Annotated in this window: 13 protein-coding genes; 11 read left to right on the top strand and 2 right to left on the bottom strand. The window is 53.4% G+C overall.

Translation table 11 applies throughout. From position 1 onward, the window contains the following. Positions 1 to 1,257, bottom strand: coding sequence for a UDP-2,4-diacetamido-2,4,6-trideoxy-beta-L-altropyranose hydrolase (gene pseG / locus G5168_RS09195; protein ID WP_323912166.1), 1,257 nt, complete (start codon positions 1,255 to 1,257; stop codon positions 1 to 3). Next, positions 1,247 to 1,942, bottom strand: a complete 696-nt coding sequence (gene pseF, locus G5168_RS09190; protein WP_421252112.1) for a pseudaminic acid cytidylyltransferase — start codon at positions 1,940 to 1,942, stop codon at positions 1,247 to 1,249. Before pseF ends, pseG begins: the two co-directional genes overlap by 11 nt. Before the next feature lie 164 nt (positions 1,943 to 2,106). On the opposite strand from pseF, the gene G5168_RS09185 reads away from it, so the two are divergent. The 11 genes from G5168_RS09185 (at position 2,107) to G5168_RS09135 (ending at position 14,825) form a co-directional block, all read left to right on the top strand. Further along, entirely contained in the window at positions 2,107 to 2,643 is a 537-nt protein-coding gene (locus tag G5168_RS09185; RefSeq protein WP_323912163.1) for a GNAT family N-acetyltransferase, read from the top strand. After that, on the top strand, positions 2,640 to 2,873 hold the full coding sequence (locus G5168_RS09180; protein WP_021230851.1) for an acyl carrier protein: 234 nt from the start codon (positions 2,640 to 2,642) through the stop codon (positions 2,871 to 2,873). Before G5168_RS09185 ends, G5168_RS09180 begins: the two co-directional genes overlap by 4 nt. Then, a complete protein-coding gene (locus G5168_RS09175) occupies positions 2,873 to 3,622 on the top strand; it encodes an SDR family NAD(P)-dependent oxidoreductase (RefSeq protein WP_421249891.1) in 750 nt (249 codons plus the stop codon). The genes G5168_RS09180 and G5168_RS09175 overlap by 1 nt, the downstream gene beginning before the upstream one ends. After that, on the top strand, positions 3,619 to 4,977 hold the full coding sequence (locus G5168_RS09170) for an AMP-binding protein (protein WP_421173047.1): 1,359 nt from the start codon (positions 3,619 to 3,621) through the stop codon (positions 4,975 to 4,977). Before G5168_RS09175 ends, G5168_RS09170 begins: the two co-directional genes overlap by 4 nt. Next, positions 4,974 to 6,029, top strand: coding sequence for an acyl-protein synthetase (locus G5168_RS09165; RefSeq protein WP_421252111.1), 1,056 nt, complete (start codon positions 4,974 to 4,976; stop codon positions 6,027 to 6,029). The genes G5168_RS09170 and G5168_RS09165 overlap by 4 nt, the downstream gene beginning before the upstream one ends. After that, on the top strand, positions 6,008 to 7,213 hold the full coding sequence (locus tag G5168_RS09160) for an acyl-CoA reductase (protein WP_421252110.1): 1,206 nt from the start codon (positions 6,008 to 6,010) through the stop codon (positions 7,211 to 7,213). Before G5168_RS09165 ends, G5168_RS09160 begins: the two co-directional genes overlap by 22 nt. A gap of 169 nt (positions 7,214 to 7,382) precedes the next feature. Beyond that, positions 7,383 to 8,354, top strand: a complete 972-nt coding sequence (locus G5168_RS09155) for a glycosyltransferase family 2 protein (RefSeq protein ID WP_227340783.1) — start codon at positions 7,383 to 7,385, stop codon at positions 8,352 to 8,354. Then, on the top strand, positions 8,351 to 9,532 hold the full coding sequence (gene glf / locus G5168_RS09150) for a UDP-galactopyranose mutase (RefSeq protein WP_216953989.1): 1,182 nt from the start codon (positions 8,351 to 8,353) through the stop codon (positions 9,530 to 9,532). The genes G5168_RS09155 and glf overlap by 4 nt, the downstream gene beginning before the upstream one ends. A gap of 112 nt (positions 9,533 to 9,644) precedes the next feature. Continuing rightward, positions 9,645 to 12,005, top strand: a complete 2,361-nt coding sequence (locus tag G5168_RS09145; protein ID WP_421204702.1) for an HAD family hydrolase — start codon at positions 9,645 to 9,647, stop codon at positions 12,003 to 12,005. A gap of 19 nt (positions 12,006 to 12,024) precedes the next feature. Then, positions 12,025 to 13,647, top strand: coding sequence for a glycosyltransferase (locus G5168_RS09140; protein ID WP_216953985.1), 1,623 nt, complete (start codon positions 12,025 to 12,027; stop codon positions 13,645 to 13,647). A gap of 14 nt (positions 13,648 to 13,661) precedes the next feature. Next, the gene (locus tag G5168_RS09135; protein ID WP_421252109.1) at positions 13,662 to 14,825 is read left to right on the top strand and encodes a hypothetical protein; all 1,164 of its coding nucleotides are present in this window, start codon (positions 13,662 to 13,664) and stop codon (positions 14,823 to 14,825) included. Positions 14,826 to 14,870: the final 45 nt, after the last annotated feature.

The following is a 14,870-nucleotide window of genomic DNA, read 5'->3' as shown; positions in this document are numbered from 1 at the left end:
TCAGATTCCTGTGCCAAGTTGCCAGCCTTGCGGCGCCGGCTGCCAAGGGGCAGGGGGCGCTATCTGCGGTGGCTCGGCAAGATAGAGGGGAAATTGGGAGAAAATTGTCTGCAAGCGATGTGCCAGCTCTTGCCACACCAGTGGTTGAAGTGGCCGGGCGGCCTGCCATGTCAGATGCTGACCGTCCAGAATCAGGGTGAGCAGCAGTTGGTCATCATGGCGTAGTTGCCACTGTTGGCCATCCGGTGACAGTTGATAATCGGGTTGTGGCAGCAGCCAGGCGGTGAGGCGATCCAGCCCCAGCCCGTCCACCTGCTGCTGCCCGCGGCGGCGGTAGTCGTCTGACTGTTGCTCAAGCCGGTGCAGGGCTTGCAGCAGCCGCTCAGGTTCGGCCAGCTCGCTCAGGGTCAGCCGCTCAGCCAGCTGGAAGCGGGCGATCACATCGTCGTTGAACTGCTGATTGTCGACGATGGGCACCGTCAGGGTCGGCAGGCCGAGACAGGCTCGCTCCCAGGTCATGCCCCCCGCAGCACCGATGGCGAAGTCGTGCCGGCTCATCAGGTCGGCCATCTGGTCGCTCTGGCGCAGCAGCACCAAACCGAGGTTGGCCAGCTCGGCCACTCTCTGCTCCAGCTCGGGCCAGAAAGGATTTGCCCCACCGGCTACCAGAGTCCAGCTGACGGTTTTAGCCCATGGCAGTCGAGCCAGCGTGTTGAGGGTGATGAGGCAGGCTCCGGCCGGATCGGCACCACCAAAGCAGATGAGGCCATGTCGCCACCGGCTGGCCTTTTGGCGTGCTAGCTGGCGATAGGCAGGGCGCAGCAGGGCATAGTCGGTGCCCAGCAGCAGCCGACAGTCAGCAGGGACGAGAGACTGGTAATCGGCTGTGCTGCGCAGCGGCCCCTGATCCAGCAGCAACTGACCATGATGAGGGCGATCGGCCAGATCGTCGATCACCAGCAACTGACCACAGTGACTTGCCAGTGTCTGCTCGATTTGCCGATCAATCTGGTAGTGATCACATACCAGCCACTCCGGACGCAAGGTGGGCAAGGGGCCTGCGTCGTCCAGAGCGCAAAGAGGGTGATGTTGGTGGGCTTGCAGCAGTGGCAGCAGGTGAGTCGGTAGTTGATAGCAGAGAAAGTGGCACTCGGCGCCAGCCGTTTTCAGCCGGTCGGCGATGGCCAGACAGCGCATCAGATGACCCAGCCCAATCTCGGCGCCAGCGTCGAGCCGGAAGGCAACCTTAAACGTCATCTTGGGCCAGCACTTGATAGAGAAGTTCGGCCAGGTGCCAATCTTCCTGTGTATCGATATCGACCACCCTGTGTCGCGGCAATATGTGGCCAATCCCTTCTCCCCCCACCGGGCTGATCCCTCCCAACCAGGCCGCGCGGCTGCCCCAGTAGAACTGGCCGGCATCCTGATAGGCAGGCTCCAGATCCTGAGAGCGTTTCGCCATCTGTTCTGGCCAGAAGGGGGTGACCCGGCCCTGCTCATCCATGCGCACGGCGCGCTGGATAGGGAAGCCGAATTCGGCCACGGTGTAGACAAAGGGAGCATTACTTGCGATCAGTCGCTGATGGGCGGCCTTCAAGTCATCGGCTTGAATAAGCGGGACAGTGGCATAGATGCAGCAGTAGTGCTCTGCCTGGATGCCGAGCTGGTCGAGCCGCTGGATAGTGTCGATCACCACAGGGGTGGTACCTGTGTGATCATCGGCGAGACTGGCTGGCCGCAGAAATGGTACTTCCGCGCCCAGTTGACGAGCGACCTTGGCAATCTCCTCATCATCGGTGGAGACCACCACCTTGCTGAAACAGCCAGATTTCTGCGCCGCCTGGATGGCATAGGCGAGCATGGGCTGGCCGCAGAAGGGGCGGATATTCTTGCGTGGAATGCGTTTGCTGCCACCCCGGGCCGGGATAATGGCGATGGCCATGATGGGCTCTCTCCGCTGGATCAATGACTGGCCAAAGCCAGGATAATCGATGACAACTCTTTGATTATTTTTGATATTATACTGGTTTTTCTGCTTGTATTATCGATTTTTGCTACGGAATGGCAGCAGTGTGGTCGATAAGAGAGACAGGTCATTAAAAGTGGATGGCGTTTAAGATGAGCTATGGCGTTGAGTTACGCCCGATAGAGCCGTGGGATCTTCCTGCCTTGCGACGTTGGCGCAATCAGGATGAGGTGCGAATGCAGATGGTATCCCAGACGCGTATTTCGCCACGGCAACAGCGCCAATGGTTCGCCGCCACCCGTGAGCGACAGGATCAGCTGCACTGGGCGCTCTGGTGCAAGGGCGTGCGAGCGGGTTACGTCAATCTGAAAGGTGAGTGCCAGGGCAAGCTGCAGGGTCAGGCGATTGCCGATGCGGGACTCTATCTGGGCAACTCGACCGTGCGGCATCCCATGTTGGCGATTGCTGCTGCCTTATCCCAGCTTGATCAGGGTTTTGATGAGTTGCACATCGGTTGTATCCGCACCCTGGTTCGGGAGAACAATCGCTCTGCCCTGCGCTTGAATGAACAACTGGGTTATCGCCAAGTTGGGCAAGAGAATGGATTTTTTGCATTGGAACTGCTGCCGGCGAATTATTATGCCGCCCGTGAGCGGCTACGGAGATTTTTCAGATGACAATCGCATTGGAACAGGTTTTTGCCGAGGCGCTGGGTCTCGATATCGGCAGCGTCAGCGATGGGCTGGCCTACAACAGTATCCCGCAGTGGGATTCTGTCGCCCACATGGGGCTGATTGCCCAGTTGGAGGATAACTACGGCGTGCTGCTCGACACCGATGACATTATCGACATGAGTTCGGTCGGCAAGGCGCGCGAGATCCTGGCCAAGTATGGAGTCGCTTTCTGATGCAGGGGCTGTTGCAGGGCAAGCGGGTGTTGATCACCGGTGCCGGGCGTGGCATCGGTCTTGCCATCGCCCGCCAGTTTGCCTCTCAGGGGGCTGAACTGTGGCTGGGAGGCCGTGATGAGGTGACCATGAGCCAGCTGGTGACCGCGATTGGTACCGAGTTTGGCGTGCCTTGCCAGCCTCTCTGTTTTGATGTGGCTGATCCGTCGGCGGTCAAGCAGGCTTTTCAGCAGCTGTTTGCTCAGACTCGTCAGCTGGACGTGTTGGTCAACAATGCCGGCATGCTGGAAGAGGCGTTATTGGGAATGGCGAACCAGACCCATCTGCAAAAGACATTCAGCAACAATACCTTTAGCGTGATCTACTGCAGCCAGTATGCCGTCCGCCTGATGCAACGCAGCGGTGGTGGCAGCATCATCAATCTCGCCTCCCTGATGGGGCAGGTGGGGGCGGCGGGGCTCAGCAGCTATGCCGGTAGCAAGGCGGCGGTGATCGGTATTACCCAGTCACTGGCCAAGGAGCTGGCTGCCAGCCAGATCCGGGTCAATGCGATTGCCCCGGGTTTTATTGATACCGATATGGCGCACGCTATCCCGGAAGAGAAGTTTGCCGAGCGGGTGGCCAGCATCGCCATGGGACGGATTGGCACGCCAGATGAAGTGGCCAAAGTGGCCCTGTTTCTCGCGTCCGACTTGTCGAGCTATGTGACCGGGCAGGTGATTGGGGTCGATGGGGGGATGGTGATTTGAACCGGCCTGATTTGCTGACCCATCTGGTTGACGACATTGACGAGCCCGCCTGGCGAGACCCGCAAGAGGGGTGGCTCAGTTATGGTGAGCTGGCTCGGCGTGTGGCGCAGTTGGCCACCACCTATCCTGCTGGCCGCCATTTGGTCTACCTGCCATTTGTGACGTCTACCCTGCATCTGCTGCACTACTTGCTGGCCCTGCGTGATGGCCACGCCATCATGCTGGCCGATCCTGCACAGGATGCCCGGTTGCACCATGAGCAGTGCCAGCGCTTTGGTGTCAGCCTGCGGGTATTGGAAGATGGGGCAGTTGCGCATCTTGGCGATGCGCCCTCGCTTCACCCTGAGCTGGCCATGCTGCTGCCGACATCGGGCAGTACCGGCTCCTGCAAATGGGTGCGATTGTCGCGAACCAATCTTGATGCCAATGCCACGGCCATCGCCGAATATCTGGCGCTGAACGGGCGTGAGCGAGCCATCACCTCGTTGCCACTTTTTTACTCCTTCGGGATGTCGGTACTTAACAGCCATCTTTTGGTTGGCGCCTCGCTGGTTTCATGCACTGCCAGTCCCCTTGAGCGCCACTTCTGGGATGAGGTCAATCGCCACCAGGTCACCAGTGTGGCGGGGGTACCCTTTACCTTTCAGATGCTAAACCGCTTGCGTTTTGACTGGGCCCGCTATCCCAGTCTGATGACCCTGACCCAGGCCGGAGGACGACTTGAGCCAGCACTGGCAAAACAGTTTGCCGAGCAGGCCGCTGCACTGGAACGCCGTTTTTTCGTGATGTATGGCCAGACCGAAGCGGCACCGCGCATCGCCTGGTTGGCACACGATGAAGTGATGATTGCCCCGGATGCCATCGGCCGTGCCGTACCGGGCGGGCGTCTCTCTCTGCGTCATGAGCCCGGCTTTCCCGACGGGGAAGGGGAGTTAGTCTACCAAGGGCCAAACGTGATGCTGGGCTATGCGGAGCGCCCTGAAGATCTGGCTCGGGGGCGTGATATGGATGCGCTCTTTACTGGCGATCTGGCTCGTTGTGATGAGGCGGGCCGATTCTATCTGACCGGACGGCTCAACCGTTTCCTGAAGCTGTTTGGCAAACGGGTGAGCTTGGCTGAATTGGAAGCCTGGTTGCAGGGGAGGGGCTATTCCTGCGCCGCGACCGGCCGCGATGATCGCCTGTTGGTAGCCATCGAGGCAGACGCGTGCCCCTGTGACGCACTACAGCTGGAGGTGGCCCGCTGGCTGATGGTGCCACCATCAAGCGTGCGTATCTACCAACACCATTTGCCACGACGCAGCAATATGAAGATTGATTATCCGGCCCTGTTAACAGAGCTGGAGCAACTATGAACAAGCTGTTTGATGCGCCGGTTTTTGGGCTGCCCCAACAGGAAAAAAGTGGGCTGCTCCTTGCTCGCCTGAATGAATTGACGCAGCGCCATGGGCAGGGGTGTCCAGCTTTTGCCAATATTCTGTCGGCGTTTGGCTGGGGTCAGGCCTCGACCTACCAAGAGCTTCCCTATCTGGCCGCCCGCCTGTTCAAATTGGCCCAATGGCAGAGCGTGCCGCAAGAAGAGGTATTCAAGGTGCTCACCTCGTCGGGCACCACGGGGACGCCGTCACGCATTGTGCTGGATCGGGATACAGCCGCGTTGCAGAGCAAGGTGCTGGTGAAGATCCTGCAAGAGTTCGTCGGCAAGCAACGGCTGCCTATGCTGCTGGTGGAGCAACCCGCCCTGATTCAAAACCGCAGCGGTTTTTCCGCTCGGGGAGCCGGTGCGCTGGGGCTCTCCTTCCTTGGCCGTGACCATACCTATGCCCTCGATGAGCAGATGCGGCCCAACTGGCCTGTCATCGAGGCGTTTTGTGACAAATATGCGGGCCAGCCGGTCCTGCTGTTCGGCTTCACCTTCATGGTCTGGCAATGTTTGCTGGAGCCGCTGCGTGAGCGAGGTCTGCAACTGCCGTTGACGCACGGCACGCTTTTTCACAGCGGTGGCTGGAAAAAACTGCAACACCTCGCGGTGGATAATCCGGCTTTCAAGCAACGTTGCCATGAACAGCTGGGGCTGAGTCGGGTGCACAACTTCTATGGCATGGTGGAGCAGGTGGGGTCGGTATTTGTCGAGTGTGAGCATGGCCATCTGCACGCCCCCCTTTTTGCCGATCTGCTGGTGCGGGATCCGCTGACTCATCGACCGCTCGGGGTCGGCCAGCCAGGCTTGTTGCAGGTGATCTCCGCCATTCCCCAAAGTTATCCCGGCCACAGTTTGCTCAGCGAGGATCTTGGTGTGCTGCTGGGGGAGGATGATTGCCCCTGCGGCCGTCGTGGCCGTTATTTCCATGTATCAGGACGTCAGCAAGGCGCCGAGGTGAGGGGATGCAGCGACACTTTCCAGTGAGCCGATCAGATGTAGAAGATGTCATGTGGCAAGCGGGGCCAGAGGTCGCTTTCGTGGCTCCCGTCTGCGGTTGGCAAGGTTTTGTCATTCGCCCGTTGCCAAGCTTTGCGCCCGTCATCTGCGACTTTGTGGCTGCGCTCTCTGCACGTCTGCAGCAGGAGGGACGAGCGAATCCGGATCTGGCCGCCTTTGGTTTTTGGTTGCGGCCACGCCAGATTGAGGTACAGCGCAAACGCATGGCAGGGCGCGCACCCTTGGGGATGGTTTTTCATCTGGTACCCTCCAACGTGCCGACCGTCGCGTTCTACTCCTGGATCATGGCGCTACTGATGGGCAATGGGTCCGTGGTACGTCTCTCATCGCGCATCGACCCGGTGCAAGAGGCCATGCTGACCATCCTGAACGAGCTTTTCTCTCTGCCCGAGTGGCAAGAGATTGCCTCGCGTACCCGTTTTATCCGCTATGACCATGACGAACGCGTCACCGCCTGGCTGTCGGCCCGGTGCCGCCTTCGCATCATTTGGGGCGGTGATGAAACCATCGGTCGGGTACGGGCTATTCCGCTTTCACCCCGCGCTCAGGAAATTGTGTTTCCGGATCGTCGCTCCATGGCGGTGTTGGATAGCCAATGGCTCGCCAACCTGGATGCTGCTGCGTGGCGGCAAGTGGTCGCGGCTTTGCAACAAGACTTTACCCGTTTCAATCAACAAGCCTGCGCCTCACCCACTACGATTTGCTGGTTGGGCACTCCCGCCAGCACGTTGCGCCGTCGTCTGCTCGAAGGGATCTTCGCCCCATTTGCAGATAATCCCTCCCTGATGATGGAACGCCTTATCAATAGTCAACAAAATGTCGCCCATGATGGCCAGATGCAGCTGGACACCTTTTCTGGCGTCACCTTATTGACTCCCACCGCCTCTTTGCGGCTTGCACACATCGGAGGAGGTACAGTCGCCGAATTTGTTGCCGATAACCTTGATGAGTTGCTGCTACAGCCTTGGGATATGCAGACCTGTGTCTGGGCTGGCCCGGATAAAACGCAGCTTGAGCATGCGCTCCTGGTATCGCCAGGTTGTCGTATCGATAGGGTGGCAAGTCCGGGACAGGCGCTGGCATTCGAATGGCTCTGGGACGGCATCGACATGCTAGCCGCCTGCAGCCGTCGGCTTGCCCGCATTGAATAGTGGATGCCAGGTCACATAAATCAAGTCATATCAATCAATTAGCTTGGTCAGGCACAGCTCTTGCAGTAATTATTGTGATGAAGGGCAGGAAAGGTTGACAGAGACCGTGCGGTAGCCTTGTCCATTTTCTTTGTTTTGCTTCTTTTTTACTCAAACCCTGGGTTTCCTTATGAAAATCAGCGTACTGGTGCCGGTATACAACCTCGGGCGCTTCATTGAACCTTGCCTACTTAGCCTGCTGGAACAAAAAACGAATTTCGAATTCGAGGTGATCGCCATTGATGACGGCTCGAGCGATGACTCCTGGGCCATTATGCAGCGGTTGGCGTTACAGTGGCCTCGGCTACGGGCACTACAGAACGCGCAAAATATGGGGTTGGCTAAAACCCAGAAACGCTTGTTGAGAGAGGCGAACGGCGAATATATCGCCTATGTCGACGGGGATGATCTGGCCCTGCCGGGCAAGCTGCAGCGTCAGGCCGATTATCTGGACGCGCATTCCGGTTGCACCCTTTGCTACCACGAAGCGGAGATGTTTGATGATGAGACCGATGCTCGGATCAAGCTCTTCACCCGCGATTATTACAATGCTCGCTATCTCGAACTAGTGATGACGCGGGAGGCATTAATCCGCTTCGGGGTGTTCGTCAATGCCAGTTCCATTATGTTTCGCCGTTATGAAGGGATGGAGAACGCTATCGATGAGGGGTGCAAGATCATCCTCGATTATCCCTGGCATATCTTGAACCTCTCCCACAATCCGGGGACGCTGGATTTTATCCCCGAATTATTGGGCCGCTATCGCTTCCATACCCAGAGCTTTGGCGGGCAAACCCGCAAATCGGCTGAACGTCGTGAACAGTCGCTGCGCGATTTGCTGCGTGCCTGTGACAATGCGGCGGCATTCGGTGCTGATCCCGTGATCATTGCTCAGGGGCGTGCCCATCACTACTACTCTGCCGCGCTCTACTTTTTGCGGCAGGATGATGTCGTGCGCTTCACTCAGCTTATCGAGCAGTCGGTCGATGCTGTGGCAAGGCTAGCCCCGGGTTGGTTCTTCGACGAACGACATCAGTTGGCATGGGCAGAGCGGGCCCATCCCGCGCGTGTCATGCAGCAACTGTTTGGAGATAGAGCGTGAGCTATCAGGCGATCGTCATCGGCGCTGGGCTTTCGGGTGCCGTCATGGCTGAACGAATGGCCAGCCAGCTTGGCTGGAAGGTGCTGGTGCTGGAACAGCGCGATCATCTCGGGGGTAACTGCTTCGACGCGTATGACGAGCACGGCGTGCTGATCCATCGTTATGGGCCACACCTGTTCCATACCGACAAGCAGGAAGTCTGGGATTACCTGTCGCAGTTCACCGAGTGGTTGTCTTATGAGCATCGCGTGCTGTCACGGATAGATGGTCAGTTGGTGCCCATCCCGTTCAACCTGACCAGCATTGAACGCTGCTTTCCGGCGGAGAAGGCAGCGGCCATGATTGAGGCCCTTCAGGCCAGATTTGGTGAGGGGGCCAGAGTGCCCATCATGGCACTGCGGCAGGAAGCTGAGCCTCTGCTGGCTGAGCTGGCCCAGTTCATCTATGAGCGAGCCTTCGTCAACTACACCAGCAAGCAGTGGGGTGTATCGCCAGAGCAGGTCTCGCCCGAGGTCACTGCGCGCGTGCCGGTTGTCGTCAATCGTGATGACCGTTACTTTATTGATCCCTGGCAGGCGGTGCCCGCGCAGGGTTATACCGCCATGTTCGAGCGCATCTTGGCGAACCCCTTGATTGAGGTGAGGCTATCCATTCCCATGGGGTCCCGCGTCTGTCTGGATTGGCAACAGAAACGGATACTGCTGGATGGCGTGCCCTTTGCCGGGCCCTTGGTCTATACGGGGATGCTGGATCAGCTGATGCCGGCGGGGCACGACGGCTTGCCGTACCGTTCACTGCGCTTTGAGCACTGTCATCTGCCGCAAGCTCAATTTCAGCCGGTGACCACGGTCAATTATCCGAATGAAGAGGCCTATACCCGCATCACTGAATTCAAGCATCTGACGGGGCAGCAACATCCCGGCACCAGCATCGTTTATGAATACCCCTGCACCTATGTGGCCGGGCAGGGGCTGGAGCCTTACTACCCGCTGTTTACCGATGCAGCCAAACAGCATTATCAGACTTGCCGCGATGAATTGGCCGAGTTCCCGCAACTGATTGCTTTGGGCCGCCTTGCCGAGTATCGCTATTTCGATATGGATGATGCAGTGGATAACGCGCTGAACAATTTCTCTCGATTGGTTTCCGATGCCTGTTTTGCCGTTTTAAATAAGTAATGAATATAATCTATTGCAGAGATAGATATGTTCATTCCGCAAAAGTATTCGAGTTTTTGAGTGTGAATGCTTTTATGTGATTTCTTTTATTTTGATGCATGTGTAGGTATATATGAGTCATTATGCGGTGATGTCTCCCGAGTTGCGTGATTTACTAGAAAATAGCCAGTTTCTAACTGCTCTTGATCAGTATCTTTGCATTGATAAAATAACACATATTTCATTGGATGTTTTTGATACATTATTGCGTCGTGCATGTGATGAACCCTCGTGGGTTTTTGAGGAAGCAGCGAGACGGTTGCTAAATAGAGGTCTTAATCTGCCAATTGAGGCAGAAGATTATAGATTTTGCCGCCTCGAGGCTGAAGCTCGTGCTCGCAAACTAATTTCAGGTGAAGAAATTAGTTTTGACGATATTTTTGAACAGCTGCCTTTTAGTGATGAAATTAAGGCGGTGCTTAAAGTTGAAGAGCTGAAAGTAGAACGAGAAGTTCTTTATCCAGACCCGATTATTCAAGAGGTTTTGGTACGTGCACAACGTAAAAATAAACTGATTGTTTTTATTTCCGACATGTATTTGCCAGAAGTTTTTTTGCGCGACTGTATTTCAGAAAAATGCCCTGAAATTTCTTATAATTATCTGTTTGTTTCATCAAGTGTTGGGTTGACCAAGCAGAGTGGCGCTCTCTTTAGCCATGTAATTACTCAGATAAAGCTGAAACCAGAGCAAGTTTTGCATATCGGTGACAATCCCAGGGCTGATGTGCAGTCGGCACGGCAACATGGTTTGGCTTCATTGCATTTTGATATCCCAGAGAATCTGTCTGAGGTGTTGGAAAACGAGAAAGTTTATCGGGTAAATGTGCCATCGACCATGCAACATGCCAGGAAGCTGGCCGTCCTGTCGATGCCACAACAGCTTTCCGAGGAGGAGCAATTTTTCTACACATATGGCGCCTTCATCCTTGGACCCGTCCTGACGGCATTTGCCAAGTGGGTTCTGCAGTCAGCCAAACGACTGCAGGTAAAAAACATTTTGTCGCTGATGCGAGAGGGCGGGATCTTTGCTGCCTGTATCAACCGCCAGGTCGATTTTCAATCACAGCAGTACCCAGATATACGCTGTCAGACCTGTTATGCCTCACGCAAGGCAACCTATTTGCCCGCGATAGATGATAGCCAAGTGGAAGAGGCTGTTTCCCAGACCTTGATGCGCCGCAATTACACCGTTCGTGACTTTTTCAATGAATTTGGTGTTCAGGATGTCAGGTTGGCATCCTTTCTTGACACGCCACTGGCGCTTTTGGATCAAATTGCCATCGATGGGCAAGATGGTCTGCAACTGATGGCTGAAGTGTTTGAGCAAAATATCGAGCAGATCAAGAGCAGTATTCAGCAAAGCAGGCTGGACATGCGAGATTATTTTGTTGGCTTGACGGGAGATGCTCCCTATCTGCTAGTCGACTTGGGTGGCGGTGGGACGATTCCCTCTCAAATTAGCAAGGCCATGTTGCAACAGCCAATGAGCAGTCTGTTGCTCTACTGTAACCATAGAGGCAGCAAAAACTCCGTTATCACGCCGATCAGTGCCTTTATTCCGGTGCGTAACGATACCATAAAGGGGATCAAGAAGATTGCCCGTTCACCAGAGATTTTTGAAATTGTTCTCGTTGGTTTGGAAGGGAGCACACTGGGGTATCGGCGCACAGCGGAAGGGAAAGTTGTGCCGCGACAGGCAGAGGTTCGCTACAGTGTCCAGCATCAGCAAAATATCCGGAGTTTTGAGGCTGGAGTTAATGCCTATCAGTTATGGGACCAGTCGCTGGGCATCGCCGAATCCGATTTGAGTGAGCGCATCTCTTTTTTACGCATGATGGAGCGTCTGGTCGAGTGTCCGGTATCGAGCGAGGTGCACTATCTTGGTAATCTGGTTCATGAAGACAACTTTGGCTCGGAGCGTAGTTACAAGGTTATTAATTCCTCCGGGTTGGCGCGGATCCACTCAGAAGGAATAGAAACCTTCTATCGCAAGTTCAGTAAAAACATGTCTTATGGTGAGCGTTGGTTGGCTTGGCCACAAGGTTCCCTGAGTCGGCTGGATCCTGATTTGATGATGGATTTTGTCGGCTTACGCGATGCACGTTATAAGCATGCCCAAGCGATCGATAGACTTCTGGAATTGATGCAAAGTCAACATGCCACCGAAGTCATAGTGTATGGGGCGGGAGAATTCTTTGAGTGTCTGGCACCTGAACTGATTAAAAAAAGCATCCGTATCCGTACCGTGATCGATAAAAAAGCCAACTTTGGACACTACCAAGTGATGGGATATGACGTTATATCATTATCCGAGTGCTCAATTCCATCTGGTTCTGTACTGATTGTCGCGTCCGCCTCCTTTGTGGACGAAATAAAACGAGACATCTTTGCGACTATATCCAGCCAAGATGTGACCATATTGTCATTGAATTGAATTCCAAGGAAACCGACACATGCTGGATCTGTCGATGAAACATGCCCTGCCTTTTGATGCGTTATTGCATCAGGAACTGCTGTCCGGGAAACGCAAGGCGATTGCCTGGGGGGTGGCGGGAAATCTTTATTATCATGTGCTCCAATCCCCTTATCCATTCGTCGCCATCATCGATGGTCTTAACGGTCCTCAAGTCGGTCAGTTCGCCTGTGGCATTCCGATTGTAGGGCCAGAACTGCTTAATAATTACCCAGTAGAGGAGGTGGTCATTGTCATCTTTTCAGATTTACAGCAATTCGGTGGGCAGATTATCGAGCAACTAGGTCATTATGGCGACTATCCCTATATCACTCCCTATGTTGAGGCAACCTGCCAGCCATCGGCGATGTTGCAGCAAAAGCTTGAGCGGTTGATCCGCGAGCGTCGAGCACATCGGCTGCCCCAAGTAGTGCAGCGTGTCGTGCTATATATCCACTCCTTGGTCAAAGGCGGTGCTGAGCGGCAGATGGTATTGCTGGCCATCGGATTGCGCCAGCAGGGATGGGAAGTGCATTTGATCTCGGTGAAGAATAAGGGGTTGGAGGTTAATCACTGGGAGGCGCTTTTGCGTACTCATGGTGTAGAGCTCTACTTCGTGCCTTCTGCCCGTGAGTGCTGGCCGAACTTGGAGCAGGAGGAAAATAGCTACCAGTTGGCTAATCAATTGGCACCCTTCTTTGAGCCCGGACTGCTTCACGGCATTCTCACTGCCTATGACTATATGCAACGTGTTCAGCCCAAACTGGTTATCGCCTATCTAGAAGACGGTAATGTCATTGCTTCTATGGCCGCAATTTTCGCGGGAGTAGAACAGATCATTATCTCTGGAAGGAGTGTTGCACCCTCAGAGTTTCCTGAATACCTGGCCGTTTATGATGAGTCGAGGTTGGCAGCTTACTATCGTCTGATGACCGAGTTGCCAGGAATCGTTTTGAGTGTTAACTCCATGGCAGGGGCGCAGTCGTATGCTCGCTGGCTAAATTTGCCTGAATCGAGCATCCCCGTAGTGAAAAATGCGGTCATGGCCAAGCGGGTTGAGGGACAAGAGCCTTTACAGCAGTTAGATATTCATTTATCGGCCCCAATATTGATGGGGATAATGCGACTGTCTCCGGAAAAGTCCCCATGTCGCTTTATAGAGGTTGTCGCTTCTGTCATTGCCAAACTTCCTCAAACCCATGCAATTTTAATCGGTGATGGACCATTGCGCTCAGAGGTCCTTGCTTGCATTGCGCAGCAGCCGTGCCGCGATAACATTCATGTCGTGGGTGTGAAAGATAATATTTTTGAATGGTTAAGTTGTGCGAGCCTGCTCATTTCCACCTCCAGTCATGAGGGAATGTCTAATGTTATTTTGGAAGCACAGGCACTTGGTTGTCCTGTTGTAGCGACAGATATTCCAGGAAATAGAGAAACTGTACTGACAGAGTTTTCTTGTGACTTGATTCCCTATGGGGAATGGGGTTTGATGGTTGAAAAGATAGTGTCATTATTAATGGGGAGTGGAGAGAAAACATCAGTTGGTTTGGTGGAAAAGATGAGTGAGCATTATTCACCACGTATACTTGCTGAAAAAACACTGGCACTGACTAATAAAAAATAAATCGGAGACGGAATATGGATGTTATCTTGTTCGGTGCTGGTGAAGTTTGTGATTCATTTATAAAAAGACTTCCTAAACGATTTTCAATATTGGCTATTGCTGATAATAACGAAAATTTACATGGTCAGTTTAAGGGTGAGCTTCCTATTATCTCTCCTGATGAAATTCATCTATATAAGCCAAGTTTTATTATTCTCTCTTGTCTTCAGAGGCATGTCTCAGATATCTGTGCTCAACTCGTCAAATTGGGGTTGGATGATTTATATTTACCCTTTCCTTATGATGAGGAAAGTGAAAAAAAAGATCGAGAGAAGCAGGAAGTGAAAGGGCTAATTGGACGTGAGCTCGTGGATGAGATAATAGGAAGTAAAAACACCAGTGGCAGTGTTTTTTATCACATATCACTTGGTAATAATTTCGAGAAATGCCGTAAACAATATATTTCAAAGCCGGTAAATCGATTTTTACATATAGGTTCTGGTCATTCCCTTGGGGTGGAGATATATAGTCTATTACGATGGGGAGGGGAGTGGACCGCGATCGAACCATTCCCGGGACTAAGCGGGAAATATCCTTTCAATGAACATGTTTCAATGATTAAAGATTTAATGGGGCTTTTCAATGTCCCATGTAAGGTAAATGATGGTATTGTATTTAATGATGATGTTGAATCATTCCATCTTCATGATCATCATGGCACTAGACTAAATTACTTCCCTGAGATAAAGCTTGAAGATTTCAATGATGATGAAAAATATGATGTATGCTATTCGTGTGCCGTAATGGAGCATGTTGTAGATATTCATTCATTCGTAGCCAAGACATTTGAGCTATTAGCATCAGGTGGTTTTGCTTTTCACTGGATTGACCTCCGAGACCACCGGGATTTTTCACGACCACTTGATTTCCTGACAATAGGCAAGTCAGAGTGGCGTGACCATTATGGTGATGCTGGCCACTTTTTACATGGTAATCAGCTGCGTTATAGTGATTATCGACAGATATTTTTACAATGTGGCTTCAGGATTGTTGCTGAAGATAAATATATGAAGAATGATAGAGAGCATATTCAGGAAGTCTCTGTCGATTTCGCAGATGAGTATGCATCACTGGGATGGGAGGATTTGGAAGTCGCTGGTGTGCTATTCGTTCTTGAAAAGCCATCGCATGATAGTTGATTATTCTATGATGTCTCATGCGTGACATCATGTGTTGGCTTACCT

It is taken from the genome of Aeromonas sp. 600724 (assembly GCF_049175135.1).
Lineage (GTDB): Bacteria > Pseudomonadota > Gammaproteobacteria > Enterobacterales > Aeromonadaceae > Aeromonas > Aeromonas veronii_A.
Note: the sequence above shows the minus strand (reverse complement) of the source record. Positions and strands in the feature narration are given on the sequence as shown.

Bases quoted from the DNA above. Each gene is read 5' to 3' on its own strand.
- pseG (WP_323912166.1), bottom strand. From the start codon at position 1,257: ATGACGTTTAAGGTTGCCTTCCGGCTCGACGCTGGCGCCGAGATTGGG.
- pseF (WP_421252112.1), bottom strand. From the start codon at position 1,942: ATGGCCATCGCCATTATCCCGGCCCGGGGTGGCAGCAAACGCATTCCA.
- G5168_RS09185 (WP_323912163.1), top strand. From the start codon at position 2,107: ATGGCGTTTAAGATGAGCTATGGCGTTGAGTTACGCCCGATAGAGCCG.
- G5168_RS09180 (WP_021230851.1), top strand. From the start codon at position 2,640: ATGACAATCGCATTGGAACAGGTTTTTGCCGAGGCGCTGGGTCTCGAT.
- G5168_RS09175 (WP_421249891.1), top strand. From the start codon at position 2,873: ATGCAGGGGCTGTTGCAGGGCAAGCGGGTGTTGATCACCGGTGCCGGG.
- G5168_RS09165 (WP_421252111.1), top strand. From the start codon at position 4,974: ATGAACAAGCTGTTTGATGCGCCGGTTTTTGGGCTGCCCCAACAGGAA.
- G5168_RS09160 (WP_421252110.1), top strand. From the start codon at position 6,008: ATGCAGCGACACTTTCCAGTGAGCCGATCAGATGTAGAAGATGTCATG.
- G5168_RS09155 (WP_227340783.1), top strand. From the start codon at position 7,383: ATGAAAATCAGCGTACTGGTGCCGGTATACAACCTCGGGCGCTTCATT.
- G5168_RS09145 (WP_421204702.1), top strand. From the start codon at position 9,645: ATGAGTCATTATGCGGTGATGTCTCCCGAGTTGCGTGATTTACTAGAA.
- G5168_RS09140 (WP_216953985.1), top strand. From the start codon at position 12,025: ATGCTGGATCTGTCGATGAAACATGCCCTGCCTTTTGATGCGTTATTG.
- G5168_RS09135 (WP_421252109.1), top strand. From the start codon at position 13,662: ATGGATGTTATCTTGTTCGGTGCTGGTGAAGTTTGTGATTCATTTATA.